Origin of the sequence: Streptomyces sp. NPDC014006 (assembly GCF_043088925.1) — a bacterium.
GTDB lineage: Bacteria > Actinomycetota > Actinomycetes > Streptomycetales > Streptomycetaceae > Streptomyces.
This window is the reverse complement of record NZ_JBICAJ010000001.1, coordinates 493827-518340: the sequence shown is the minus strand read 5'-3', so window position 1 is coordinate 518340 and position 24514 is coordinate 493827. Positions and strand designations below refer to the sequence as shown.

Genomic DNA, 24514 nt, shown 5'->3' with positions numbered 1-24514 from the left:
CAAGCTGGCGAAGTGCCGGGAGGGCGGCGTGCCGGGCGGGCCGCCTCTAGCGGTCCGTCAGTCCCCGTATCACCAGGTCCGCCACCGCCGAGAAGTCCGTCTCGATCGCCGGGTCCGTCCACTCGGCGGCGTGGCACGGGTCGTGGAAGCGGGCGGTGGCCTGGAAGACGGCGCGGGCCGCGACGGCCGGGTCGGCCGCGGTGAAGGCGCCCGAGGCGACGCCGTCCTCGACGATCCGGGTCAGCTGGGTGGTCAGGTCGGCGATGTGCTCGCCGACCGTGGTGCCGTTCTCGTCGGTCAGCACCGTGTAGGTGGCGAACAGCTCGGGGTCGCCGCCCGCCTTCTGCCGCTTGGCCTCGAACAGGGTCGCGAGCCAGGTCCGCAGCCGCTCCTTCGGGTCGTCCTCGGCCGCGGCGATCGCGGCGAGCCGTTCCGAGGTGCGGTCCAGCCACCGCTTGGTCACGGCCTCGCGCAGCGCCGCCTTGGTGGGGAAGTGCCGGTAGACGCTGCCGTGACTGACGCCGAGCGCACGGGCCACGTCGACCACGGTCGCCTTGGCCGGTCCGTGGCGGCGCAGCACCTCCTCGGTGGCTTCGAGGATGCGCTCGGTGGTCAGGGTCTCGCTGGTCGGAGGCATGTCTAGACGGTACCTGGCACCGGGATCAGCGTTCGCTGTCGAGCATGGCCATCTGTGCGGGGGCGTACCGGTCGCCGGCCACCGCGTCCGCCGGCACGGCGGCCTCGATGGCGGCGAGGTCGGACGCGTCCAGGGTCACGTCCAGCGCGCCCACGGCCTCGCCGAGCCTGTCCCGGGTGCGGGCGCCGACCAGCGGGACGATGTCCTCACCGCGGGAGAGCACCCAGGCGATGGCGATCTGGGCGACTGTGGCGCCCTTGGCCTCGGCGATCTTGCGCAGCGACTCGACCAGCGCGAGGTTGTGCCGCAGGTTGTCGCCCTGGAAGCGGGGCGAGTGGGCGCGGAAGTCGTGCGCGGCCAGCTGCCGGTCGCCGGAGAAGTGGCCGGAGATCAGGCCGCGGGAGAGCACTCCGTACGCGGTGACGGCGATGCCGAGTTCGCGCAGCGTGGGCAGGATCTCCCGCTCGGGGCCACGGGAGATGAGCGCGTACTCGATCTGGAGGTCGGCGATCGGGGCGGTCGCGGCGGCCCGGCGGATGGTGTCGGCGCCGACCTCGCTCAGGCCGATGTGCCGGACGTACCCCTTCTCGACCAGTTCGGCGATCGCGCCGACGGTCTCCTCGATCGGCACGTCGGGGTCGAGCCGGGCGGGCCGGTAGATGTCGATGTGGTCGACGCCGAGGCGCTGGAGGGAGTACGCGGCGAAGGTCTTCACGGCGGCCGGGCGGCCGTCGAAGCCGGTCCAGTCGCCTGCCGGGTCGCGGAGGGCGCCGAACTTGACGCTGAGCAGCGCGTTCTCGCGCAGGGCGGGCGGCGCGGTGCGCAGCGCCTCGCCGATCAGCAGCTCGTTGTGGCCCATGCCGTAGAAGTCGCCGGTGTCGAGCAGGGTGACGCCGGCCTCCAGGGCGGCGTGGATGGTGGCGAGGGACTCGGCGCGGTCCGCCTCGCCGTACATGCCGGACATGCCCATGCAGCCGAGGCCGAGGGCGGAGACCTGGGGGCCGGTGGTTCCGAGGGTGCGGGTTCGCGTCGTCATGGCTCCAGCCTGACATGACGGCTGACAGATTTCAATATCTGTCAGCTGTCATTCCAACTTCGTCGCCGCAGCCGCCTCCCGCACCCCCCGTCACGGCCCTGCCGGACCCTCGTCACCCCCTGCCGCGTCGGCCCGCGGTTCGACCAGGGCCCGCACGGCCGGCCGGAGCAGGGCGGCGACGCGGTCGGCCGGGGCGTCGGACAGCGGCGCCAGACCCAGGAGCTGATGACCGATGGTGATGCCCAGCAAGGCGGTGACGACGAGTGCGGCACGCAGCTCGGCATCCTCGGCCTCGGGTAGCGCGCCGCCGATGCCGGCGATCTGGCGGCCGAGGGCGTCCCGGACGTACTCCGCCGCCGCGGGGTCGGTGAGCATGGACCGCATCATCGCCAGCGCACCCTCGGGGAGACCGCCCAGCTTGAGGCCGAGCGTGCCCAGCAGCTGGTCGACGAGCGCGTCGGAGCCGAGGTCCGCCGGTGGCGCGGGGAGCGTCTGGACGGCCTGCGTGAACAGCTCGCGCTTCGAGCCGAAGTACTGCATGACCAGGGCGGGATCGACGCCCGCCGCCGTCGCCACGGCCCGGATGGTGGTGCGGTCGAACCCCCTCTCGGCGAACAGCTCCCGCGCACGGTCGAGGATCCGTGTCTCGGTGGCTCGGCGGCGGTCGGCTCGGGACGGGGGCGGGGTCGGCACGCGTTCACTCTACAGCCGTTGACCGAACGCCCGGCCGACACCTATCGTCGTTCACTCACCGAGTGTTGAGTGAATGGAGTGGTCCCATGCAGGAACACGACCAGCACGAACCCGCCGCCCGGACACCTCACGAGGTGCTGGCCCGCTACCGCCGGGCGATGCTCGACAAGTCCGCCGACGACCTCGCCGATCTGTATGCCGAGGACGCGGTGCACGAGTTCCCGTTCACCGCTCCCGGCTTCCCGCCGCGCTTCGAGGGCCGCGAGGCCGTGCGCGCGGGGTACCGGGCGGCCTGGGGTGCGAGCCCCGCCCGGGTGGAGGCGATCGAGGAGCTCGCCGTCCACGACACCGGCGACCCGGAGGTGATCGTCGCCGAGCAGGTCGTGCGGGCGTCCCTGCCGGGCGGCCCCGCCTTCGCGGTGCCCGGCCTTCTGGTCCTGTGCGTCCACGACGGACTGCTCACCCGGGTCCGCGACTACCTGGACGCCTCGGGCGTCGCCACAGCCGGAAGGTGAGGAGAGCGCACGAAAAGGCCCGCCCGCCGGCCCGGATGAACCGGGCGGCGGGCGGGCGCGAGGCGAGAGGCGTCAGCAGCCGACGAGACGCTGAGCCAGGTAGCCCTCGATCTGATCCAGGGAGACCCGCTCCTGCTTCATCGAGTCACGCTCGCGGACGGTCACCGCGTTGTCGTCCAGCGTGTCGAAGTCGACCGTGACGCAGAACGGCGTACCGATCTCGTCCTGGCGGCGGTAGCGGCGGCCGATCGCGCCGGCGTCGTCGAACTCGATGTTCCAGTGCTGGCGCAGCGCCTGTGCGAGGCCCTTGGCCTTCGGGGACAGCTCGGGGTTGCGGGACAGCGGCAGCACCGCGGCCTTCACCGGCGCCAGACGGTGGTCCAGGCGCAGCACGGTCCGCTTCTCCATCTTGCCCTTGGCGTTCGGCGCCTCGTCCTCGACGTAGGCGTCGAGGAGGAAGGCCAGCATGGTGCGGCCGACACCGGCCGCGGGCTCGATGACGTACGGCGTCCAGCGCTCGCCGGCCTCCTGGTCGTAGTAGGCCAGGTCCTGGCCGGAGGCCTTGGAGTGCGCGCTCAGGTCGTAGTCGGTGCGGTTGGCGACACCCTCCAGCTCGCCCCACTCGCTGCCGCCGAACTGGAAGCGGTACTCGATGTCGGCGGTGCGCTTGGAGTAGTGGGAGAGCTTCTCCTTCGGGTGCTCGTACCAGCGCATGTTCTCCTCACGGAGACCCAGGCCGGTGTACCAGCTCCAGCGCTGCTCCATCCAGTATTCCTGCCACTGCTCGTCCTCGCCGGGCTTGACGAAGAACTCCATCTCCATCTGCTCGAACTCGCGGGTGCGGAAGATGAAGTTGCCCGGCGTGATCTCGTTGCGGAACGACTTGCCCATCTGGGCGATGCCGAACGGCGGCTTGCGGCGCGAGGTGGTCTGCACCTGTGCGAAGTTGGTGAAGATGCCCTGGGCGGTCTCGGGGCGCAGGTAGGCGACGGAGCCGGAGTCCTGGGTCGGGCCGAGGTGCGTCGACAGCAGACCGGAGAACTGCTTGGGCTCGGTGAACTGGCCCTTGTTGCCGCAGTTCGGGCAGTTGATGTCGGCGAGGCCGTTCTCGGGGGCACGGCCCTTCTTCTCCTCGTAGGCCTCCTCCAGGTGGTCCGCGCGGAACCGCTTGTGGCAGGAGGTGCACTCGGTGAGCGGGTCGGTGAAGGTGGCGACGTGGCCGGAGGCGACCCAGACCTCGGGGGCCAGGATCACGGACGAGTCGAGACCGACCACGTCCTCGCGCGACGTCACCATGTAGCGCCACCACTGGCGCTTGATGTTCTCCTTGAGCTCGACACCCAGCGGTCCGTAGTCCCAGGCGGCACGCTGTCCGCCGTAGATCTCACTGCAGGGGAAAACGAAGCCACGGCGCTTGCTCAGGCTGACGATGGTGTCGATCTTGTCGGCGGCCACGGTGCTCTCTTCATTACGACGACGGGCGACGAAGCGAGATGCTTCCAGCGAATGCTTCAGCGTACCGGCGCGGGCTCCCCCTCAACCAAATCGGGGGCCCGGCCGGACGGGCAAAACGGGGCCGGTCCGGCGCTCTCAGCAGGCTTGTTGACAACGGTTTCCATGTTAGTTGAAAATGACTGTCATGAACGTACGACGTCGCCTCATATCCGCCGCCGCGGCCACCGCCGTCGCCGGCCTCGGGATCGGCACCCTGACCGCCTGCGGCGGTGACAGCGCGGCCGCCGGCAACACGGACAAGTTCGACGTCGTCGCATCCTTCTACCCGATGGCCTATCTCGCCGAGCGGATCGGCGGCAGCCATGTGAACGTCACCAGCCTCACCGCGCCCGGCCAGGAGCCGCACGACCTGGAGATCAGCGCCCGGCAGCGGGGGCGGGTCGAGCAGTCCGACGCGGTGCTCTACCTCAAGGGCCTGCAACCGGCCGTCGACGAGGCCGTCGGCCAGTCGGAGGCCCGCACGAAGATCGACGCCGCCTCCCTGACCACTCTGGAGAAGCACGGCAACGAGGTCGGCGGGCACGCCGCCGAGCACGACCACGAGCACGACCACGAGCACGGCGAGGAGAGCGGCGGCCAGGACCCGCACATCTGGCTGGACCCGGTGCGCTACGCCGAGGTCGCCCGCGGTGTCGGCGCCGCCTTCGCCAAGGCCGACCCGCTCCACGCCGCGGACTACCGCAAGAACACGGCCGCGCTGGTCGGCGAACTCGACGCCCTGGACGCCGAGTTCGCCGCCGGGCTGAAGAACACCAAGACCAAGGTGTTCCTCACCACCCACGCCGCCTTCGGCTACCTCGCCGAGCGCTACGGCCTGACCGAGGAGGCCATCAACGGCCTCGACCCCGAGTCGGAGCCGAGCGCCGCCCGCGTCAGGGAGCTGGAGAAGATGGCGAAGGCGGACCATGTCTCCACCGTCTTCTACGAGACCCTCGTCAGCGACAAGACCGCCAGGACCGTCGCCCGGGACGCGGGCCTGAGGACCGACGTCCTCGACCCGATCGAGGGCATCACGAAGAAGTCCCGCGGCCAGGACTACCTCCAGGTCATGCGGGCCAACCTCAAGGCCCTGCAGACCGCTCTGGGGACCAAGTGAGAGACCGATCGGAGGGCGGCATGCCCGAGCCCGTCATATCGCTGCGCGGCGTGCGCGCCGAACTGGGCGCGCGGCCCGTGCTGCGCGGCATCGACCTGAGCGTGCACCGCGGCGAGGTCGTCGCGCTGCTCGGGGCCAACGGCTCCGGCAAGTCCACGGCCGTGCGCAGCGTCATCGGCCAGGTGCCGGTCAGCGGCGGTGAGATCGAGCTGTTCGGCACCCCGCGCCGCCGGTTCCGGCAGTGGTCCCGGGTCGGGTACGTCCCGCAGCGCACCACCGCCGCCGGCGGTGTCCCGGCGACCGTGACGGAGATCGTCTCCTCGGGCCGGCTCTCCCGCACCCGCTTCGGCGTCTTCCGCAAGGCCGACCGGGAGGCCGTACGGCACGCCCTGGAGCTGGTCGGGATGGCCGACCGGGCGGGCGACTCGGTGAACGCCCTGTCCGGCGGGCAGCACCAGCGGGTGCTGATCGCACGGGCGCTCGCCGCCGCACCCGAGCTGCTGATCATGGACGAGCCGATGGCGGGCGTCGACCTGGCCAGCCAGGAGGTGCTCGCGCACACGCTCAAGGGCCAGGTGGAGACCGGGGCGACCGTCCTGCTGGTGCTGCACGAACTCGGGCCCCTGGAGCCCCTCATCGACCGCGCGGTGGTGCTGCGCGACGGCTGCGTGCTGCACGACGGCCCGCCGCCCAAGGCCGTCGGCCAGCACGCCCTGCCCGGCCACGACCACGTCCACCCGCACGCACCCGCGGGCACCGAACCGATCCGCACGGGACTGCTGAGCTGATGGACATCCTCGACTACGCCTTCATGCAGCGGGCGCTGCTCGCCGCCGTCCTGGTCGGCATCACCGCGCCCGCGGTCGGCATCTACCTGGTGCAGCGCCGCCAGGCCCTGATGGGCGACGGCATCGGCCACGTGGCGATGACGGGTGTCGGCCTGGGCTTCCTGCTGTCGGCGTCCCCGGTGTGGATGGCCACGCTGACGTCCGTGCTGGGCGCGGTGCTGATGGAGCTGATCCGCTGGTACGGCAGGACCCGCGGCGACATCGCCCTCGCGATGCTCTTCTACGGCGGTATGGCCGGCGGCGTGATGTTCATCAACCTCGCCCCGACCGGCTCCAACGCGAACCTCACGTCGTACCTCTTCGGCTCCCTGTCCACGGTGTCGCAGTCGGACGTCGTCGCGATCTGCCTGCTCGCCGCGTTCGTGGTGCTGGTGACGCTGGGGCTGCGCCGGCAGCTGTTCGCCGTCAGCCAGGACGAGGAGTTCGCGCGGGTGACCGGGCTGCCGGTGCGGGCGCTGAACCTGCTCACGGCCGTCACGGCCGCCGTCACCGTCACCGTCGCGATGCGCGTGGTCGGGCTGCTGCTCGTGAGCGCGCTGATGGTGGTGCCCGTCGCGGCCGCCCAGCAGCTCACCCGCAGCTTCGCGGCGACGTTCGCGATCGCCGTCGCGATCGGCGTGACCGTCACCATCGGCGGCACCGTCACCTCGTACTACCAGGACGTGCCGCCCGGCGCGACGATCGTGCTGCTGACCATCGCGGCGTTCATCGCGCTCACCGCGGTGGCCGCCCCGCTGGCCCGGCGCCGCGCCCGGGCCCTGTCCGCCGCGCAGCCCGCAGGGGACCCGGCGGAGTGCACCATCCCGGCCGGCCGGGACGCTCCGGACGAGATCGGCGTCTGACCGGCTCCTGTCCGGGCTGGCACAATGGCCCGGCAGGGGCAGACGCCGTCGAAGGAGGCAACCGGTGACGACCGCTGGACCGCCCGTGAAGGGCCGCGCCACCCGGCAGCGTGCCGCCGTGGCGGCGGCGCTCGACGAGGTGGACGAGTTCCGCAGCGCGCAGGAGCTCCACGACATGCTCAAGCACAAGGGCGACTCCGTCGGGCTCACCACGGTCTACCGCACCCTGCAGTCCCTCGCCGAGGCCGGCGAGGTCGACGTCCTGCGCACCTCCGACGGCGAGTCCGTCTACCGCCGCTGCTCCACCGGTGACCACCACCATCATCTGGTGTGCCGGTCCTGCGGCAAGGCCGTCGAGGTGGAGGGGCCGGCCGTCGAGAAGTGGGCGGAGGCGATCGCTTCCGAGCACGGGTTCGTGAACGTGGCGCACACGGTGGAGATCTTCGGGACGTGTGCGGACTGCGCGGGGCGCTCCGCGGGTTGAGGGTGAGCCGTCCCACCCTCGGTTCACACGCGCCGTAGGTGGGTGTCCAGGATCTGGCGGAGGCGGTCCACGTCCTGCGGGGTCCGGGCGCCGCGTTTGGCGAGGATGTTGGCGCAGCGGCCCGCGCGGTCGGGGCTGCGGAGGATGAAGACGTGGTCGGACTCGGCGTAGCTGCCGTAGTTGGCCCAGCCGGTGCGGACGTCCGCGTGGGCGCTGACCAGGCGTACGCCCGCCGCGCCGACGGTCACCCGGACCTGGCCGTGGTGCTCGTGCGCCTTGCGCAGCTGGGCGGCCGACAGACGCGGCACGTAGAGCATCAGCACGCCCCACACGATCAGCGCGATGCCGATCCCGAGGTTGTCCGAGGGCCTGATGACGAGCAGCACCACCCCGATCAGGGCGACCGTCGCCGCCAACGCCGGGTGGTACAGCAGCCCGGACACCCCTTTTCGCTTGCGCATGAGCAGCCGGACCGCGTCCGTCATGTCCTGCTGCTCGTGGGTGTACTCGAGCTCGACCGCGTCGTCCTGAACGACGTCCCACCCCATGTCCATGACCATGAGGCGGGATCGTACGGCAACGGCGATCAGCTCTCCTGGCGGCCCTCCATCGCCAGCAGCTCCTCGTTCGGGATGGCGCCGCCGAAGCGGCGGTCGCGGGAGGCGTACTCCAGGCAGGCCCGCCACAGGTCGCGGCGGTCGAAGTCGGGCCACAGCACGTCCTGGAAGACCATCTCGGCGTAGGCGGACTGCCACAGCAGGTAGTTGGAGGTGCGCTGCTCGCCGCTGGGCCGCAGGAACAGGTCGACGTCCGGCATGTCCGGGTAGTACATGTACTTCTGCAGGGTCTTCTCGTTGACCTTCGACGGGTCGAGGCGGCCCGCCTTCACGTCTTCGGCGAGGGCCTGCGCGGCGTCGGCGATCTCGGCGCGGCCGCCGTAGTTCATGCAGAAGTACAGGGTGAGCCGGTCGTTGCCCTTGGTCTGCTCCTGGGCGATCTGGAGCTCCTTGGCGACGGACTTCCACAGCTTGGGCATCCGGCCCACCCAGCGCACCCGCACCCCGAGTTCGTCGAGGGTGTCGCGGGTCTTGCGGATGAAGTCGCGGTTGAAGTTCATCAGGAAGCGGACCTCGTCGGGCGAGCGCTTCCAGTTCTCGGTGGAGAACGCGTACAGCGAGATGCTGCCCACACCCATCTCGATGGCGCCCTGCAGGACGTCAAGGACGCGCTCGGCGCCGACCTTGTGGCCCTCGGTGCGGGGCAGCCCGCGCTCCTTGGCCCAGCGGCCGTTGCCGTCCATGACGATCGCCACGTGGCCGGGGACCAGCTCCCCGGGGAACTTCGGGGGCCGCGCGCCGGACGGGTGCGGCTCCGGCGTCCTGTACTCACGGCGCTGGCGCCCCAGGAACCCGCGTACGGCCATGTGCTTCTCGTCTCCTTCGGGTGTCTCTACTGTTCGACGTACCGCAGGGAGCGCAGGCCGCGCTCCAGATGCCAGTGCAGGTAGGCGGAGACCAGTCCGCTGCCCTCCCGGACGTACCGCGGCTCGCAGGCGTCCGCACTCTCCCAGTCTCCCGTAAGCAGTGCGCCGAGCAGCGCCAGGGTCTGCGGGGAGGGCACCACGCAGCCGGGAACCCGGCAGTCCACGCACAGGGAGCCGCCGGAGGCGACGGAGAAGAACCGGTTCGGGCCGGGCATGCCGCACTTCGCGCAGTCTCCGAAGCTCGGCGCGTAGCCGTTGACGGCGAGCGAGCGCAGCAGGAAGGCGTCGAGGATCAGGTTCGGCGCGTGCTCGCCGCGGGCGAGCGTGCGCAGCGCGCCCACCAGCAGCAGGTACTGCTGGACGGCCGGCTCGCCCTCGTGGTCGGTGAAGCGCTCGGCGGTCTCCAGCATGGCCGTCCCGGCGGTGTACCGGGCGTAGTCGGTGACGATCCCGCCACCGTACGGCGCGATGGTCTCACTCTGCGTGCACAGCGGCAGACCCCGGCCCACCAGCTCGCTCCCGCGCGCGAAGAACTGCACGTCGACATGGGAGAAGGGCTCCAGCCGCGCCCCGAACTTCGACTTGGTCCGCCGCACCCCCCGGGCCACGGCCCGCACCCGCCCGTGTCCACGGGTCAGCAAGGTGATGATCCGGTCCGCCTCACCCAGCTTCTGCGTGCGCAGCACGATGCCGTCGTCGCGGAACAGGCTCACAGCCCACCTCCGGCGGACACCGGCCGGGGGTACGGGGGTTGCCCCCCGGGCGAGCACAGCATGATCCGGTCCGCCTCACCCAGCTTCTGGGTGCGCAGCACGATGCCGTCGTCGCGGAACAGACTCATGGATCCATTGTGCCCTTACGAGTGGACCGGCAGGACCGGTCACGGACTGTACAAAGGCGTGTACGCAGCTGCTCCCTGCCCGCTGCGGCACCGGGGCGAGCCCGGGGGCAAACCCCCGTATCTACAGGGCTGTTGGCCGGATGGGGCCGTGGGCCGTGATCCGCGAGGCTCGTCGGCATGACCTCGATGAAACGCCACGGCGCGCTCGCCGCCGCCTCCGCCGTCCTGCTGTCCCTCGCCGCGCCGCTCACGGCGGCCGCCGCGCCCGCCGGGCGCACGGCCCTCGCCTGGGGCCCGTGCCCCGGGGCCGCGCCCGCCTCCCGGCAGGAGTGCGCGACCCTCGCCGTCCCCCTGGACCACAGCCGCCCCGGTGGGCCGGTGATCGACCTCGCCGTCTCACGGGTGCGCAGCGAGAGGCCCGGGGCGCGGCGCGGTGTGCTGCTGATGATCCCCGGCGGGCCGGGCGGCTCCAGCCTGGACGATCCCTCCGGCAAGGGACAGAAGCTGCCGAAGGAGGTCCGCGACGCCTACGACCTCGTCGGGTTCGCGCCGCGCGGCATGGCCCCCTCGACGGCCGTCGACTGCGGACTCGACCACGCCGACCTGGCCGTTTCCCGGCTGCGGCCCTGGCCGGCCCCGGACGGCTCCGTCGAAGGGAACCTGGCCACCGCGCGCCGCATGGCCGACGCCTGCGCCCGCAACGCAGGCGAGCTGCTGCGGCACCTCGGCACCGTCGACGAGGCCCGCGACATCGACCGCATCCGGGCCGCGCTGGGTGAGCGGCGCGTCTCGGCGTGGGGTGTGTCGTACGGCACGTACGTCGGGGCCGTCTACAGCCAGTTGTTCCCGCAGCGCACCGACCGGATCGTGCTCGACAGCAACGACGACCCCGATCCCGCCCGGGTCTCGCGGGCCTGGCTGGCCGGGCACGAGCAGGGTGTGGAGGACGTGTTCCCGGTGTTCGCCAAGCGGGTGTCGGCGCCCGGTCACCCCTACCGGGTCGCGGACACGCCGGACGGGGTACGCCGGGAGTTCCTGCGGCTGGCCGCCGAGCTGGACCGCCGGCCGCTCCCCTGGCCCGGCGCCAACCCCCCGGAACTGAACGGCAACGTGCTGCGCCAGACCATGCTGGACAGCCTGTACGACCCCGACCGGTTCGACGGCCTCGCGCGGCTGATGACCGCCGCCCGCGAGGGCACGCTGCCGCCGGCGCCGGCCGGCCCGCCGGAGCCGGTGCTGCAGAACGTGGCCGCGGTGGGCGCCGCGACGCTGTGCAACGACGTGGCGTGGCCGACGGATCCGGCGGTCTACCGCAAGGACGTCGGTCTGAGCCGCAAGGCGTACCCACTGACCGCTGGCATGCCGCGCAACGCGATGGTGTGCGCCGCGTGGCCCTACCCGCCGCGGCAGGCGCCGGTGCGGATCACCGGCCGGGGGCCGTCGAACGTCCTGCTCGTGCAGAACGAACGGGACGTGGCCACCCCGCTCGCCGGGGCCCGAAGGCTCCGTGCGGCGCTGGGCCGGCGCGCGGTCATGGTCACCGTGAACTCCACCGGCCACGACGCCTACCTCGCCAACGGCAACGCGTGCGGGGACGACACGGTCTCCCGCTTCCTGGCGACGGGCGAGCGACCGGACGGCGACGTGTACTGCCGCTGAGTATCTTTCCGGCCCCGGGCAACCGAATCGGCGCGATCGGTGGTCTGGAGGGCGAGGAGGGTGCTTGATGCAGGCCGAACTGGAGGACCGGTTCCATGACTTCGTCTCCGCCAGGTGGTCGCACCTGGTGCGGACCGCGTATCTGCTCACCGGCGACGCACACCACGCCGAGGATCTGACGCAGACGGCACTGGCGAAGGCGTACCGGTCATGGCGGCGCGTGGCGCGCAGCGACAACCCGGAGGCATACGTCCGCCGGATGCTCGTCAGCTGCAACAGCGACCGCTTCCGCAAACGGCGGGTGGCCGAGTCGCTGACGTCGGCGCCGCCGGAGACGGCGGGTCGGGACGAGGTGGGGCCGTCCGACGAGCGGGGTGCGCTGATGACGGCGCTGGCCGAACTGCCGCCCCGGCAGCGGGCGGTGGTCGTCATGCGGTACTGGGAGGACCTGTCGGAGGCGGAGGTCGCCGAGGTGCTCGGCTGCTCGCCGGGCACGGTCAAGAGCCAGGCGTCCAAGGGACTGGCGAAGTTGCGTACGTATCCGGGGCTGATGGAGTTCGCCGGTGGGGCCGGTGGGCGAGGAGGCGGCAGGTGAGCGGCGAACGGCACGAGCGGGACGACGCGTTCGAGGAGCGGCTGCGGCAGCTGCTGTCGAAGGACGCCTACGAGATCCGTCCGGCGCCGGCGCCGTATCCGCGGATCCGGCGGCAGGGCGCGCTGGAGCGGCGGCGCCGGGTGGCGGCGGCCGGGGCGGCGCTGGTGGTGCTGACGGCGCTGCCGGTGGGGGCGTACGCGCTCGGCGGCGACGGTGAGGGGAAGGCGGACACGGCGGCGCCGCGTCCCTCGGCCACGGCCCCGGCGAGCCCGGTGCCGGCCCTGTCGCCGACGCCGTCGGGTCCGGCGAAGCCCGCCGACCCCGGCCGGCAGCTGCTGGACGGGATCACGTTCGCGCAGGCGGCGGACGGGCTGAAGAAGTGCATCGCGTACGACCGGGCGAGCAACAAGGACCTGCGCGGTCCGGCGCGCTGGCCCGACCCGGGCAAGGCCGCCGACTACCGGATCATCCTGGCCATGCGTTCCACGGGCGACTCCAACACCCCGGGCGACGGCATGTTCGTCGTCGCCGTCAGGGAGCGGCCCCCGTCGACCCGGGTGATCTGCAACCTCAAGAACGGCGAGGTGCAGAACCTGAACGGCGGTGGCGGCGGCGCGGAGGAGGCCGCGCCCGTCTCGGCGGACATCAACGGCGGCAAGCTGTACCAGCAGTCCTTCCTCGACAAGGGCCACTGGAAGCTTCCGTTCCGCTGGGGCTTCATCGGGACGGTGAAACCGTCGGTGGCCCGGGTGACGGTGTCGTACGGCGGTGGCACGGGCGAGGCGGTGCTGGACCACGGCTGGTTCGCGGCCTCGGGCACGCTGAACCGCCAGGTCACCACGGCCCCGCACGTCAAGGGCTACGACAACGCCGGCAAGCTCGTCTACGACTCGGACCGCGACCCGATGTACGAGAAGACGCTGCCGTAGTCCCGCCGGTACGGTCGGGCGGGAGGGGACGAGGTCGCGGGCCGCGGCCTCGTCCGACGCAGCGTCCCAGGGAGCCGCAGATGACCGTGCCCGCACCGCTGACCGGTGTGATCCCGCCCGTGTGCACGCCGCTGACCCCTCAGCGGGAGGTGGACGTGGACTCGCTGCTGCGGCTGGTCGACCATCTGGTGGCGGGTGGGGTGGACGCTCTGTTCGTGCTCGGCTCGACGTCGGAGGCCGCGTATCTGACGGACCGGCAGCGGCGGCTGGTCGTGCAGAGCGTCGTGGGGCACGTGGGCGGGCAACTGCCGGTGCTGGCCGGGGCGATCGACATGACGACGGCGAGGGTGCTGGACCAGGTGGGTGCGGTGGTGGCGGCGGGCGCGGACGCGGTCGTGGTCACCGCCCCGTTCTACGCCCGCACCCACCCGGCCGAGATCGAGCGCCACTACCGGTCCGTCGCCGCGGGCAGCCCGGTCCCGGTCCTGGCGTACGACATCCCGGTGTCCGTGCCGGCCCGGCCGCCCGCCGATGTCGTCCTGCGGCTGGCCGCCGACGGGGTGCTGGCCGGGCTGAAGGACTCCAGCGGCGACCTGGCCGGCTTCCGGGAGATCGTGATCGGCGCCCGCGCCCACCCCGGGTTCAGCGTGCTCACCGGCTCCGAGCTGATCGTCGACGCCGCGCTGGCCCTGGGCGCGCACGGCGCAGTCCCGGGTCTGGCCAACGTCGACCCGCACGGCTATGTCCGCCTGGACCGGCTGTGCCGGGCCGGTGACCGGGAGCGGGCCCGGCTGGAACAGGAGCGTCTCGCCGCCCTGTTCGGGCTGGTCCACGCCGGCGGCCCGGCCAGGATGGGCGCCGGCTCCTCGGCCCTGGGCGCCTTCAAGGCGGCCCTGCATCTGCGCGGCGTGATCGCCTGCCCGGTGACGGCGGAACCTCAGATTCCGCTCTCCCCGCGGGAGGTGCGGACTGTGGAACGGCACCTGGTGGCGGCGGGGCTGCTCTGACCTCTGCCCCCGGGCGGGTCAGGACGGTGTGCGCGCCGCCTCCAGCAGGCGGGTGACGTCCTCCGTGCACAGGTTCAGCGCGGCGCCCACCGTCGCGAGCGTCTCGCGCTCGGCCGGGATGTAGGGGCCGTCGGCCAGCGCGATACGGGCACCGGTCAGCAGGATCGACTCGCGGCCGACGCGGGCCAGGTGCGGGGCGAGCGGGTCGAGGGCCTCGTGCAGCTCTATGCCGAGCCCTGCGGTGCTGGACCGGTCGGGGTGGACCCGGCCGGTGTCCTCCTCGACCGCCTCGACGAGCGCGGCGAGCTGCTCCTCGCCGCAGTCGGGGAAACCGGCGGCGCGCACGGCGACCGCGGCAGTCTCCAACGCCGTACGGGAGGAGGTGCCGCCCGCGCAGAGCACGGCGACGGCGACGGTGTGGACGGCGTCGCGCAGCATCGCGGAGAAGCGGGTGGTGGTGGGGTGGTCGAGGACGTCCGTGCCGAAGTGGCGGTGGCAGGCGGCGCACTCGACGACCGGTCCGGACGCGCCGCGCGGCAGGACGGGCAGACCGAGCAGGGTGAGCCGCCGCCGGCCGGTCAGGCGCTGGTAGTTGCGGTCGCCGCCGCAGCCGGGGCAGAAGAACTCGCCGTCGCCGACGGGCGTCCAGGCGATGCGGGTGCCCAGGATGCGCGTCAAAGCGCCGGCATGGCCGTTGTGTCCCCGGACTGGCAGCACGTCGCACCTCCGTAACCCCACGGCAACATCGCCGAGCGCTTGCGTGATGTTAGCCACATCCATGAGGCGGAGTCAGCACCCAGGACGAGACCTTTCCGTGACCTGTGGGCGGGTTGGCGCGAAAACGACGGGGCCCCGGCCGCCGTTCCCGGCGGTCGGGGCCCGAAAACTCCCGGTGAGGAGGGTCAGCGGGCGGCGCGGTTGACGGCGGAGACGACCGCCTTCAGCGACGCACGCGTCGTGTTCGCGTCGATGCCGATCCCCCACAGGACCTTGTCACCGATCGCGCATTCGATGTAGGAGGCGGCCTGCGCGGAGGCGCCCTCGCTCATCGTGTGCTCCTGGTAGTCCAGCAGGCGTACGTCCAGGCCCAGGCCCTCCAGGGCGTTGAAGAACGCCGAGATCGGGCCGTTGCCGGAGCCGGTCAGGACGGTGTCGGAGCCGTCGACCGTCGCCTCGACCGTGAGCGTGTCCACGCCGTCGGTGTCGGTCGTCGACTGGCCGGTCCTGACCTGGATACGGCCCCAGGGGTTCTCCGGGTTGGGCAGGTACTCGTCCTGGAAGACGGCCCAGATCTCCTTCGGCGTGATCTCGCCGCCCTCGGCGTCCGTCTTCGCCTGGATGATCCTGGAGAACTCGATCTGCATCCGGCGCGGCAGGTCCAGCTTGTGGTCGTTCTTCAGGACGTAGGAGATACCGCCCTTGCCGGACTGCGAGTTGACCCGGATGACCGCCTCGTAGGAACGGCCCACGTCCTTGGGGTCGATGGGCAGGTACGGCACGGCCCACTCGATGTCGTCGACGGTGACACCCTTGGCCTTGGCGTCGGCCTCCATGGCGTCGAAGCCCTTCTTGATGGCGTCCTGGTGGGAGCCGGAGAAGGACGTGTAGACCAGGTCGCCCACGTACGGGTGGCGCGGGTGGACCTCCATCTGGTTGCAGTACTCCCACGTACGGCGGATCTCGTCGATGTCGGAGAAGTCGATCTGCGGGTCGACGCCCTGTGAGAACAGGTTCATGCCCAGGGTGACCAGGTCGACGTTGCCGGTGCGCTCGCCCTGTCCGAACAGGCAGCCCTCGACGCGGTCGGCGCCGGCCATCACGGCCAGCTCGGCCGCCGCCACGGCCGTGCCGCGGTCGTTGTGCGGGTGGACGGACAGGCAGACGTACTCGCGGCGCGACAGGTTGCGGTGCATCCACTCGAAGCGGTCCGCGTGCGTGGACGGCGTCGAACGCTCCACGGTGGCGGGCAGGTTGAGGATGATCTCGCGGCCCGGGCCCGGCTGGTAGACGTCCATGACCGCCTCACAGACCTCCAGGGCGAAGTCCAGCTCGGTGTCGGTGAAGATCTCGGGGCTGTACTGGTAGCCGAACTCGGTCTCCGGGCCCAGCAGTTTCTCGGCGTACTCCATCACCAGGCGGGTGCCGTCGACGGCGATCTGCTTGATGTCGTCCTTGGAGCCGCGGAACACCACCCGGCGGAACACGGGAGCCGTCGCGTTGTACAGGTGGACGGTCGCGCGCTTGGCGCCCTTCAGCGACTCCACGGTCCGCTCGATCAGATCCTCACGGGCCTGGGTCAGTACGGAGATCGTGACGTCGTCCGGGATCACGCCCTCTTCCTCGATGATCGAGCGCACGAAGTCGAAGTCGGTCTGGCCGGAGGCGGGGAAGCCGACCTCGATCTCCTTGTAGCCCATCTTGACCAGCTGGTCGAACATCCGGCGCTTGCGCTCGGGCGACATGGGGTCGATCAGGGACTGGTTGCCGTCGCGCAGGTCGGTGGACAGCCACCGGGGCGCTGCGGTGATCCGCTTCTCGGGCCAGGTGCGGTCGGGGATGTCGACCTGCTCGTAACCGCGGTACTTGTGGATCGGCATCGGGCTGGGCTGCTGGCGGTTCGCCATGATCGCGTGGGCTCCTCGAGTGTGCGGGAAAGTCCCGGTGTCCGGAAGGACGGCCGACGACGCAACACCAAGCTCCGCGGGGAGGGAGTCGGCCTCGACTACAGGCCCTCGCCGCGGCAGCTAAGAAGAAGCAGCCCGAAACGCATGATGCTCCGCATGCTAGCCCGAGCCGCCCCGGGGGTGAGGGACTGTCCCAGTATGCGGGACCGGCGTCACATAAAGGACAAAAAGTGCGCTGTTCCACACAGCGCCCACGAGGGGTCACACCACCGTGCCACGACGTCACGCTCGGTCGTCAACCACATCCCGGTATTTCACCAATCATGGTTGCAGGTAGTGACATTACAGTCACACAGTGCAAGGGTGCCGGACATGACCACTCACGGGGGCCATCGCCCCGTCTTCTGCACGATCGTCCCGCCGCACCTCCTCGACAAGCTCGCCCGCGCCGAGGACCCCGCCCTGGCCGGCCCGGCCCGCCGCTCGCTGGAGCACGACGCCTTCCAGCGCACCAGGCGCCGCATGACCACGGTGATCGGCGCCCCCTCCGTCGCCCCGCCCTCCGGCGCCCCCGCCGACCAGCCGTACCGCACCATCTACGACACCGCGCACAGCCAGGACCTGCCCGGCACCAAGGTCTGCGAAGAGGGCGCCGAGCCGGGACGGGACGAGACGGTCAACCGCGCCTACGACGGCCTCGGCGCCACCTTCGACCTGTATCTGAAGGTGTTCGGCCGGCACTCCATCGACGACAACGGGCTGCCGCTCGACGCCACCGTGCACTTCGGCGAGGACTACGACAACGCCTTCTGGAACGGCGAGCAGATGGTCTTCGGCGACGGCGACGGCGAGGTCTTCCTCGACTTCACCATCGCGGTCGACGTCATCGGCCACGAGCTGACCCACGGTGTCACCCAGCACACCGCGAACCTGGACTACTTCGGCCAGTCCGGCGCCCTGAACGAGTCGCTCTCCGACGTCTTCGGCTCCCTGATCAAGCAGTACGCGCTCGGCCAGACCGCCGCCGAGGCCGACTGGCTGATCGGCGCGGGCCTGCTGGCCCCGCGTGTCACGGGGGTCGCCCTGCGCTCGATGAAGGCCCCGGGCACGGCGTACGACGACGACATGCTCGGCAAGGACCCGCAGCCGGCGACGATGGACGACTACGTCCGCACCGGCCGCGACAACGGCGGCGTGCACCTCAATTCCGGCATCCCCAACCACGCCTTCTACCTGGTCGCCTCCGCCCTCGGCGGCTACGCCTGGGAGAAGGCCGGCCGGATCTGGTACGACGTGCTCACCGGCGGGGAGCTGAGGGAGGACGCCCTGTTCTCCGACTTCGCGACGCTCACCGTGAAGGCGGCCCGCGAGCGCTACGGCGCAGGGGACGAACTCCAGGCCGTGCAGAAGGCCTGGGAGCAGGTGGGGGTGCGGGCGGTCTAGTTCCGTACTAGACAGTCCCCATGCGGATTCGAGTACGGCGCACGGGCGGTTTCGCGGGCATCGAGCGGCACGCCGAGGTGGACACCGAGGGCCTCCCCGACGCGACGGAATGGCACACCCTGGCCGAACGGGCGATGGCCACCTGCCACCCCACCCCACCGGCCGGGGTACCCGACGGCTTCGGCTACCAGATCACCGTGAACGACAAAACGGCCTACACAGCGGACCCCCACCTCACGGAGGCCCAGCGAACGCTGATCTCCCGGGTACTGAAGGAGGGGGCGTAGGCCCTCCGGGGTGCGGGGCCCTCCGGGGGTGCGGGCGCCTACAGGGTGCGGCGCCCTCTGGGGTGCGGGGGCGAAGCCCCGCCCGGATCGGGGGCGGAGCCCCGCGTCGGTTCCTCTTGGCCGACCGAGGAACCCCGCCGGGGTCCGGGGCGGAGCCCCCCGGGCGGCACTTCCTGGCCCACCGAGACCAGTGGGCGGGCGGGAAACACCCCGGGGTGCAGGGGAGCAGCCCCGCCGGGGTCCGGGGCGCAGCCCCGTGGCGGCACCTCCTGGCCAACCCAGACGCGCGGGCGGGGAAACACCCCCCGGGGTACAGGGGGGCAAAGTCCCGCCGAGCCGGGACGGGGGGCGCACCTCCTGGCCAACCGGCACGGGATGCCGTACGACCGGCGGAGCCGAACGTCAGAAGCCCAGCTTCCGCAGCTGCTTGGGATCCCGCTGCCAGTCCTTCGCGACCTTCACATGCAGGTCGAGGAAGACCGGCGTGCCCAGCAGCGCCTCGATCTGGCGCCGGGACTTGATCCCGACCTCCTTCAGCCGCTTGCCCTTGGGGCCGATGATGATCCCCTTCTGGCTGGGCCGCTCGATGTAGACGTTGGCGTGGATGTCCAGCAGCGGCTTGTCCGCCGGCCGGTCCTCGCGCGGGAGCATCTCCTCAACGACCACCGCGATGGAGTGCGGCAGCTCGTCGCGGACGCCTTCCAGGGCCGCCTCGCGGATCAGCTCCGCCACCATCACCTGCTCGGGCTCGTCCGTCAGGTCACCCTCGGGATAGAGGGCCGGCCCCTCCGGCAGCAGGGGGATCAGCAGATCCGCCAGCAGGTCCACCTGCTTGCCCGCCGTCGCCGACACCGGCACGATCTCGGCCCACTCGAACCCCAGCTCCTTGCCGAGCTGGTCGATCGCGATCAGCTGCTCGGCGAGGGCCTTGGAGTCGACCAGGTCGGTCTTCGTGACGATCGCGACCTTGGGGGCCTTCTTGATCCCCGCCAGCTCCTTGGCGATGAACCGGTCACCGGGCCCGATCTTCTGGTCGGCCGGCAGGCAGAACCCGATCACGTCGACCTCGGCCCACGTCGTGCGCACGACGTCGTTCAGCCGCTCCCCCAGCAGCGTGCGCGGCTTGTGCAGCCCCGGCGTGTCCACCAGGATCAGCTGCGCCTCGGGCCGGTGCACGATGCCCCGCACGGTGTGCCGCGTGGTCTGCGGCCGGTTGGACGTGATGGCCACCTTCTGCCCGACCAGAGCGTTCGTGAGGGTGGACTTGCCGGCGTTGGGGCGGCCCACGAAGCAGGCGAAGCCAGCGCGGTGGACGGTCTCGCCCGGCTGGCCGGATGACTGGGTGCGAACGCTCATGGCGTTCATTGTCCCTGATCCTCGAGCCCCCGCCGCACCGTGAGGGTTCGGTAACCGTCAGGCAATGAAACGTCACGGAAACACACCCGTACACGAGCGGAAACGCACCCGGGTCACCCTCTGACGCAGCCCCCACCCCCGTTGGAGACTCCCGTGACCCTCGCCGCCGCCCACGTGAACACCGGCGACACCGCGTGGCTGCTCGCCGCGACCGCACTCGTCCTGCTGATGACCCCGGGCCTGGCCCTGTTCTACGGCGGCATGGTCCGCGCGAAGAGCGTCCTCAACATGCTGATGATGAGCTTCGTGTCGATCGCCCTGGTCACGGTGGTCTGGCTGGCGGCCGGCTACTCGCTGGCCTTCGGCGACGACGCCTTCGGCGGGCTCATCGGCGGGCTCGGGCAGGCGGGCATGCGCGGTCTCGGCCCGGACAGCGTCCACGGCTCCGTCCCCACCGTCCTGTTCGCCACCTTCCAGCTCACTTTCGCGATCATCACGGCCGCGCTGATCAGCGGCGCGGTCGCGGACCGGGCGAAGTTCAGCGCCTGGCTGGTCTTCGTGCCCGTGTGGGCGCTGCTCGTATACGTTCCGGTCACCCACTGGGTGTGGGGCCCGGGCGGCTGGATCGGACACCGTCTCGGCGCCCTCGACTTCGCCGGCGGCCTCCCCGTGGAGATCACCTCCGGCGCCTCCGGCCTCGCCTTGTGTCTGGTCCTCGGCCCGCGCCTGGGCTTCAAGAAAGACGCGATGCGGCCGCACAACCTACCCATGGTGATGCTCGGCGCCGGATTGCTGTGGTTCGGCTGGTTCGGCTTCAACGCAGGCAGCGCGCTCGGCGCGAACGGCCTGGCGGCCGAGGCGTTCCTCAACACCCTCGCCGCCGGCTGCACCGGCCTGCTCGGCTGGCTCGTCGTCGAGCAGCGGCGCGACGGCCACCCGACCACCCTGGGCGCCGCCTCCGGCGCGGTCGCCGGCCTGGTCGCGATCACCCCGTCCTGCGGCACGGTCTCCCTGCTCGGCGCCCTCGTCGTGGGCCTCGCCGCCGGGGTGGTCTGCAGTTACGCGGTGAGCTGGAAGTTCAAGCTGAACTACGACGACTCCCTGGACGTCGTCGGCGTCCACCTGGTCGGCGGGATCATCGGCACGCTGCTGATCGGCCTGTTCGCCGAGAGGGTGATGACCGGCGGCGCCGAGGGCCTGTTCTACGGCGGCGGACTCGCCCCGCTCGGCAAGCAGCTGGTCGCCGTGGTCGTCGTGGCGGGATACGCCTTCGCGGTGACGTACGGTCTGGGCAGGGCGCTCGACAAGGTCATGGGCTTTCGCGCGAGCGAGGAACAGGAGCACACCGGCCTGGACCTTACGGTGCACGCGGAGACGGCATACGATCACGGCGTCCTGGGCCACGGCGCCCCGGTCGCCCACTCGCTCGTCTCCACCGCCCAGAAGGTCACCCCCCAGGCATGAAGCTCATCACCGCGATCGTCAAGCCGTACCGCCTCGACGAGGTCAAGACCGCGCTCCAGGAGCTCGGCATCCAGGGCCTGACGGTGAGCGAGGCCAGCGGTTACGGCCGCCAGCGCGGGCACACCGAGGTGTACCGGGGCGCCGAGTACCAGATCGACCTGGTGCCCAAGGTCCGCATCGAGGTCGTCGTCGAGGACGCGCTGGCCGAGGACGTCATCGACGCGATCGTGCGGGCCGCGCAGACCGGCAAGATCGGCGACGGCAAGGTGTGGGCGCTGCCGGTCGACACGGTCGTCCGGGTCCGCACGGGAGAGCGCGGACCGGACGCCCTGTAGGGCTGCCTCAGCCCGCGGAGACGGTCTGCCGCACCTCGCCGTCCGGCCCCGCCAGCAGCACCGGCGTCCCGGCCCCGCCGAGGTCGCGGACGGCGGCCAGGTCCTCCGCGGACGCGGACTCCGCCTGAGTCACCACCGCCGCCGCCTCCAGCGACCTGGCACCGGACGCCACGGCCATGGCGACGGCCGTGCGCAGCGCGCTCAGCTTCAGCGAGTCCAGCGCGACGGTCCCGGCGACATACGTACGGCCGGTGTCGTCGCGGACGGCGGCACCCTCGGGCACACCGTTGCGGGCCCGGGCCGAACGGGCCAGGGTGACGATCTTGCGGTCCTCGGGGTCGAGCGCGTTGCTGTCGGTCATGCCCCGAGCATACGAACAGGGCCGCCCGTCATCCGGCCACGGGGTACATCGCCCCGCGCCGGCCCTCCGGGGAGGCCAGCCACTCCAGCTTTGCGGCGGTGTTCGCCTCGTCCAGCGGGGTGTGCAGCACGATCATCAGGTCGGGACGGGCGGGGACCTTCAGCGCCGTCGCCTCCACGACCAGCAGCCCGACCAGCGGATGGTCCAGCTCCTTGCGGATCTGCCCGGCGTCCTCGATGTCCCGCTGCTCCCACAGCGCGGTGAAGTCCTCGCTGACGGCGCTCACTTCGGCGAGCACCGCCTGGAAGCCCTCGTCATCGGGGCGGGCGCTGGACGCGGCCCGGAACTGGGCGACGACCTTGCGGGCGTTCTCCTCCCAGTTCGTCACCCGGGAGCGGAAGAGCGGCTCGGTGAAGAACTCCACCAGGCAGTTCTGCTGGGCCTCGGGGCGCATGCCGAGCACCACGGCGGCGGCGTCGTTGTACAGCACGCAGTTGTAGTAGGCGTCCATGATGTGCGCCGGATACGGCATCCAGGCGTCGATCAGCCGGCGCAGCCCGTCGCACATGTCCCGGTCGACGGAGGCGACTTCGGGCACCGGCGGGTTGAGGCCGGCCAGCAGGTACAGATGGCGCCGCTCGGTGCCGTTCAGCCGCAGCACCCGCGCCACCGCGTCCAGCACCTGCGGGGAGACGGAGATGTCACGGCCCTGCTCCAGCCACTGGTACCAGGACACGCCGACCCCGGCGAGCACGGCGACCTCCTCGCGCCGCAGGCCGGGCGTACGGCGCCGGGGCCCGCCCGCGGGCAGCCCCGCCTCGGCCGGGGTCACCCGGGCGCGCCGGCTCATCAGGAACTCGCGCAGTTCGCGCCGCCGTTGGGACTTCAGTACGCCTGTGGGCACGGACAGATCCCCCTCGCGCTGTCTGGTGGTGCCACCACCACCATAAGCGGTGACTCCCCAGCGAAGTTCCGCAGGCGACAGGCTCGTTGGCATGGCGATCGACACCACCACCACTCAACCCTCCGCCCCCGTGGGCGAACCGCTCGGCGCCCCACGGCTGTCGACACGTGACAAGCTGGTCCTGTTCGTCCTGTGCGCGGCCCAGTTCATGGTCGCGCTGGACTTCTCCGTCCTGAACGTCGCCCTGCCCGTGCTGGGCGCCGACCTCGGCATGAGCCCGTCGGCGCTGCAGTGGGCGATCACGGCGTTCGCGCTGCCGTCGGGCGGCTTCCTGCTCCTGTTCGGCCGCATGGGCGACCTGTACGGCCGCCGCAAGCTGTTCCTGGCCGGTCTCGCCGTGTTCGGCGCGGCCTCGCTGCTCGCCACCCTCGCCTGGGACCCGGCGTCCTTCCTGGCCGGCCGGGCGCTGCAGGGGCTGGCCGCGGCCGCGATCGTCCCGACCGGCATGTCCCTGCTGACCACGACGTTCCCTGAGGGCCCGGCCCGCGACCGCGCCCTCGGCATCTCGGGAACGCTGCTGTCGCTCGGCTTCACCATCGGCATGGTGGCCGGCGGTGTCCTCACCGACGTCCTCGGCTGGCGCTCCACGATGGGCCTCCTCGCGGTGTTCGCGGTGCTGGTGCTGCCGCTGGCGCCGGGACTGCTGCCCGAGTCGCGCACTCCGCAGCGGCCGCGCCTGGACGTGCCGGGCGCGGTGACCGTCACCGGCGGTCTGCTGTCGCTGATCTACTCCCTGTCCACCGCCGCCGACCACGGCTTCGGCCGCGTCGACGTCCTGGTCGCCCTGGCCGCCGGTGTGCTGCTGCTCGTCGCCTTCGCAGTGGTGGAGTCCCGCTCGGAGGCGCCGCTGGTGTCGCTGCCGATGCTGCGCCGGCGCACGGTGGCGTGGGGCAACCTGGGCGGTCTGGTCACCTTCTCGATGATGTCGACCGTGATCTTCGTGCTGACGCTGTACCTCCAGGAGGTACTGCACCTGTCGGCCTTCGAGACCGGTCTGGTCTTCGGCGTGCAGGGCGCACTGTCGGTCGTCGCGGGCTCCCTCGCCGCGAAGGTCATCGGCCGGTTCGGTGCCCGCCGCACGCTGGTCGCCTCGCTCGCCGGGCAGGGCGTGCTGATCGCGGCTCTGCTGGGCCTCGGCGAGGGCGGCTGGTCGGTGTGGCTGGCGACCGCAGCGGTCTCCCTGGCCAGCATGTGCCACCTGGGCGCGATCATCTCCTACGGCCTGACGGTCACCTCGGGCGTCCCCGACGAGGAGCAGGGCCTGGCCACCGGCCTGGTCACCTCCACCCAGCAGGTCGGCATCACCGTGGGCATCCCGCTCCTCGGCGTCCTCGCCACGACCGCCGACGACCTGCTGACGGGCGCCCGCACGGTGATCGCCCTCGACGCGGCGATCGTGCTGACGGCGGCGGTGCTGGTGGCGGTGGGACTGCGCGCACGCCCGGCGAGCGCCTGACCGCGCAGCGAAACGCGGAAACCGGGCCGACGACGAGGCGGCCC

Annotated in this window: 27 protein-coding genes; 14 read left to right on the top strand and 13 right to left on the bottom strand. The window is 71.6% G+C overall.

Annotated features, from left to right (window positions below):
- Positions 1-46: 46 nt before the first annotated feature.
- From ACF1GV_RS02365 to ACF1GV_RS02355, 3 genes are all read right to left on the bottom strand, one after another.
- Positions 47-637 (bottom strand): TetR/AcrR family transcriptional regulator, encoded by a 591-nt coding sequence (locus ACF1GV_RS02365; RefSeq protein ID WP_391677043.1) that lies wholly within the window; start codon positions 635-637, stop codon positions 47-49.
- Positions 638-662: 25 nt separating this feature from the next.
- The gene (locus tag ACF1GV_RS02360; protein WP_391677041.1) at positions 663-1673 is read right to left on the bottom strand and encodes an aldo/keto reductase; all 1011 of its coding nucleotides are present in this window, start codon (positions 1671-1673) and stop codon (positions 663-665) included.
- Positions 1674-1763: 90 nt separating this feature from the next.
- Entirely contained in the window at positions 1764-2366 is a 603-nt protein-coding gene (locus tag ACF1GV_RS02355; RefSeq protein WP_391677039.1) for a TetR/AcrR family transcriptional regulator, read from the bottom strand.
- Positions 2367-2452: 86 nt separating this feature from the next.
- On the opposite strand from ACF1GV_RS02355, the gene ACF1GV_RS02350 reads away from it, so the two are divergent.
- On the top strand, positions 2453-2881 hold the full coding sequence (locus tag ACF1GV_RS02350; RefSeq protein WP_391677037.1) for a nuclear transport factor 2 family protein: 429 nt from the start codon (positions 2453-2455) through the stop codon (positions 2879-2881).
- Between the two features lie 72 nt (positions 2882-2953).
- Here ACF1GV_RS02350 and ACF1GV_RS02345 read toward each other — a convergent pair whose 3' ends face one another.
- On the bottom strand, positions 2954-4336 hold the full coding sequence (locus ACF1GV_RS02345) for a glycine--tRNA ligase (protein ID WP_363264655.1): 1383 nt from the start codon (positions 4334-4336) through the stop codon (positions 2954-2956).
- Positions 4337-4520: 184 nt separating this feature from the next.
- Between ACF1GV_RS02345 and ACF1GV_RS02340 the strand changes: the two genes are divergently transcribed.
- From ACF1GV_RS02340 to ACF1GV_RS02325, 4 genes are all read left to right on the top strand, one after another.
- Positions 4521-5492 (top strand): metal ABC transporter substrate-binding protein, encoded by a 972-nt coding sequence (locus ACF1GV_RS02340; RefSeq protein WP_391677035.1) that lies wholly within the window; start codon positions 4521-4523, stop codon positions 5490-5492.
- A gap of 20 nt (positions 5493-5512) precedes the next feature.
- Positions 5513-6280, top strand: a complete 768-nt coding sequence (locus ACF1GV_RS02335; RefSeq protein ID WP_391677033.1) for a metal ABC transporter ATP-binding protein — start codon at positions 5513-5515, stop codon at positions 6278-6280.
- Positions 6280-7182: a metal ABC transporter permease gene (locus ACF1GV_RS02330; RefSeq protein ID WP_391677031.1), complete on the top strand. Its 903-nt coding sequence runs from the start codon at positions 6280-6282 to the stop codon at positions 7180-7182. Before ACF1GV_RS02335 ends, ACF1GV_RS02330 begins: the two co-directional genes overlap by 1 nt.
- Positions 7183-7246: 64 nt before the next feature.
- A complete protein-coding gene (locus ACF1GV_RS02325; RefSeq protein ID WP_391677030.1) occupies positions 7247-7666 on the top strand; it encodes a Fur family transcriptional regulator in 420 nt (139 codons plus the stop codon).
- 23 nt (positions 7667-7689) lie between these two features.
- On the opposite strand, the gene ACF1GV_RS02320 is transcribed toward ACF1GV_RS02325, so the two are convergent.
- The 4 genes from ACF1GV_RS02320 to ACF1GV_RS02305 are packed head-to-tail and all read right to left on the bottom strand — an operon-like array spanning position 7690 to position 9990.
- Entirely contained in the window at positions 7690-8226 is a 537-nt protein-coding gene (locus ACF1GV_RS02320; protein ID WP_391677029.1) for a hypothetical protein, read from the bottom strand.
- Positions 8227-8252: 26 nt separating this feature from the next.
- Positions 8253-9089 (bottom strand): isoprenyl transferase, encoded by an 837-nt coding sequence (locus tag ACF1GV_RS02315; RefSeq protein WP_391677027.1) that lies wholly within the window; start codon positions 9087-9089, stop codon positions 8253-8255.
- Positions 9090-9115: 26 nt separating this feature from the next.
- Positions 9116-9862, bottom strand: a complete 747-nt coding sequence (recO, locus tag ACF1GV_RS02310; RefSeq protein ID WP_391677025.1) for a DNA repair protein RecO — start codon at positions 9860-9862, stop codon at positions 9116-9118.
- Positions 9859-9990 carry a hypothetical protein gene (locus tag ACF1GV_RS02305; RefSeq protein ID WP_391677023.1) on the bottom strand — a complete coding sequence of 44 codons (132 nt, stop codon included), beginning with the start codon at positions 9988-9990 and terminating at the stop codon, positions 9859-9861. The genes recO and ACF1GV_RS02305 overlap by 4 nt, the downstream gene beginning before the upstream one ends.
- 177 nt (positions 9991-10167) lie before the next feature.
- On the opposite strand from ACF1GV_RS02305, the gene ACF1GV_RS02300 reads away from it, so the two are divergent.
- The 4 genes from ACF1GV_RS02300 (at position 10168) to ACF1GV_RS02285 (ending at position 14180) form a co-directional block, all read left to right on the top strand.
- Positions 10168-11649 carry an alpha/beta hydrolase gene (locus ACF1GV_RS02300; protein ID WP_391677022.1) on the top strand — a complete coding sequence of 494 codons (1482 nt, stop codon included), beginning with the start codon at positions 10168-10170 and terminating at the stop codon, positions 11647-11649.
- 67 nt (positions 11650-11716) lie between these two features.
- Complete coding sequence (locus ACF1GV_RS02295; RefSeq protein WP_391677020.1) at positions 11717-12244, top strand: SigE family RNA polymerase sigma factor; 528 nt, start codon at positions 11717-11719, stop codon at positions 12242-12244.
- On the top strand, positions 12241-13173 hold the full coding sequence (locus tag ACF1GV_RS02290; RefSeq protein ID WP_391677018.1) for a hypothetical protein: 933 nt from the start codon (positions 12241-12243) through the stop codon (positions 13171-13173). Before ACF1GV_RS02295 ends, ACF1GV_RS02290 begins: the two co-directional genes overlap by 4 nt.
- Positions 13174-13253: 80 nt before the next feature.
- Complete coding sequence (locus ACF1GV_RS02285; RefSeq protein ID WP_391677017.1) at positions 13254-14180, top strand: dihydrodipicolinate synthase family protein; 927 nt, start codon at positions 13254-13256, stop codon at positions 14178-14180.
- An 18-nt stretch (positions 14181-14198) separates the two neighbouring features.
- On the opposite strand, the gene ACF1GV_RS02280 is transcribed toward ACF1GV_RS02285, so the two are convergent.
- Complete coding sequence (locus ACF1GV_RS02280) at positions 14199-14897, bottom strand: TerB family tellurite resistance protein (protein ID WP_391677016.1); 699 nt, start codon at positions 14895-14897, stop codon at positions 14199-14201.
- A gap of 185 nt (positions 14898-15082) precedes the next feature.
- Positions 15083-16804 (bottom strand): 2-isopropylmalate synthase, encoded by a 1722-nt coding sequence (gene leuA, locus ACF1GV_RS02275; RefSeq protein ID WP_391677015.1) that lies wholly within the window; start codon positions 16802-16804, stop codon positions 15083-15085.
- A gap of 372 nt (positions 16805-17176) precedes the next feature.
- Here leuA and ACF1GV_RS02270 point away from each other — a divergent pair, with 372 nt between their 5' ends.
- Together ACF1GV_RS02270 and ACF1GV_RS02265 are read left to right on the top strand one after the other, a co-directional pair.
- Positions 17177-18247 carry a M4 family metallopeptidase gene (locus ACF1GV_RS02270; RefSeq protein ID WP_391677014.1) on the top strand — a complete coding sequence of 357 codons (1071 nt, stop codon included), beginning with the start codon at positions 17177-17179 and terminating at the stop codon, positions 18245-18247.
- A gap of 20 nt (positions 18248-18267) precedes the next feature.
- Positions 18268-18534 carry a protealysin inhibitor emfourin gene (locus ACF1GV_RS02265; protein WP_391677012.1) on the top strand — a complete coding sequence of 89 codons (267 nt, stop codon included), beginning with the start codon at positions 18268-18270 and terminating at the stop codon, positions 18532-18534.
- A gap of 402 nt (positions 18535-18936) precedes the next feature.
- Here ACF1GV_RS02265 and era read toward each other — a convergent pair whose 3' ends face one another.
- Positions 18937-19890, bottom strand: a complete 954-nt coding sequence (era, locus tag ACF1GV_RS02260; protein WP_391677010.1) for a GTPase Era — start codon at positions 19888-19890, stop codon at positions 18937-18939.
- 153 nt (positions 19891-20043) lie between these two features.
- On the opposite strand from era, the gene ACF1GV_RS02255 reads away from it, so the two are divergent.
- Together ACF1GV_RS02255 and ACF1GV_RS02250 are read left to right on the top strand one after the other, a co-directional pair.
- Entirely contained in the window at positions 20044-21354 is a 1311-nt protein-coding gene (locus ACF1GV_RS02255; RefSeq protein WP_391677009.1) for an ammonium transporter, read from the top strand.
- Positions 21351-21689 (top strand): P-II family nitrogen regulator, encoded by a 339-nt coding sequence (locus ACF1GV_RS02250; protein WP_391677007.1) that lies wholly within the window; start codon positions 21351-21353, stop codon positions 21687-21689. Before ACF1GV_RS02255 ends, ACF1GV_RS02250 begins: the two co-directional genes overlap by 4 nt.
- Positions 21690-21696: 7 nt before the next feature.
- On the opposite strand, the gene ACF1GV_RS02245 is transcribed toward ACF1GV_RS02250, so the two are convergent.
- Both ACF1GV_RS02245 and ACF1GV_RS02240 read right to left on the bottom strand, forming a co-directional pair.
- Positions 21697-22050, bottom strand: a complete 354-nt coding sequence (locus tag ACF1GV_RS02245; RefSeq protein WP_391677005.1) for a cytidine deaminase — start codon at positions 22048-22050, stop codon at positions 21697-21699.
- Positions 22051-22078: 28 nt separating this feature from the next.
- Positions 22079-22900, bottom strand: a complete 822-nt coding sequence (locus ACF1GV_RS02240; RefSeq protein WP_391678455.1) for a helix-turn-helix transcriptional regulator — start codon at positions 22898-22900, stop codon at positions 22079-22081.
- 145 nt (positions 22901-23045) lie between these two features.
- Here ACF1GV_RS02240 and ACF1GV_RS02235 point away from each other — a divergent pair, with 145 nt between their 5' ends.
- Positions 23046-24470, top strand: coding sequence for an MFS transporter (locus tag ACF1GV_RS02235; protein WP_391677004.1), 1425 nt, complete (start codon positions 23046-23048; stop codon positions 24468-24470).
- Positions 24471-24514: the final 44 nt, after the last annotated feature.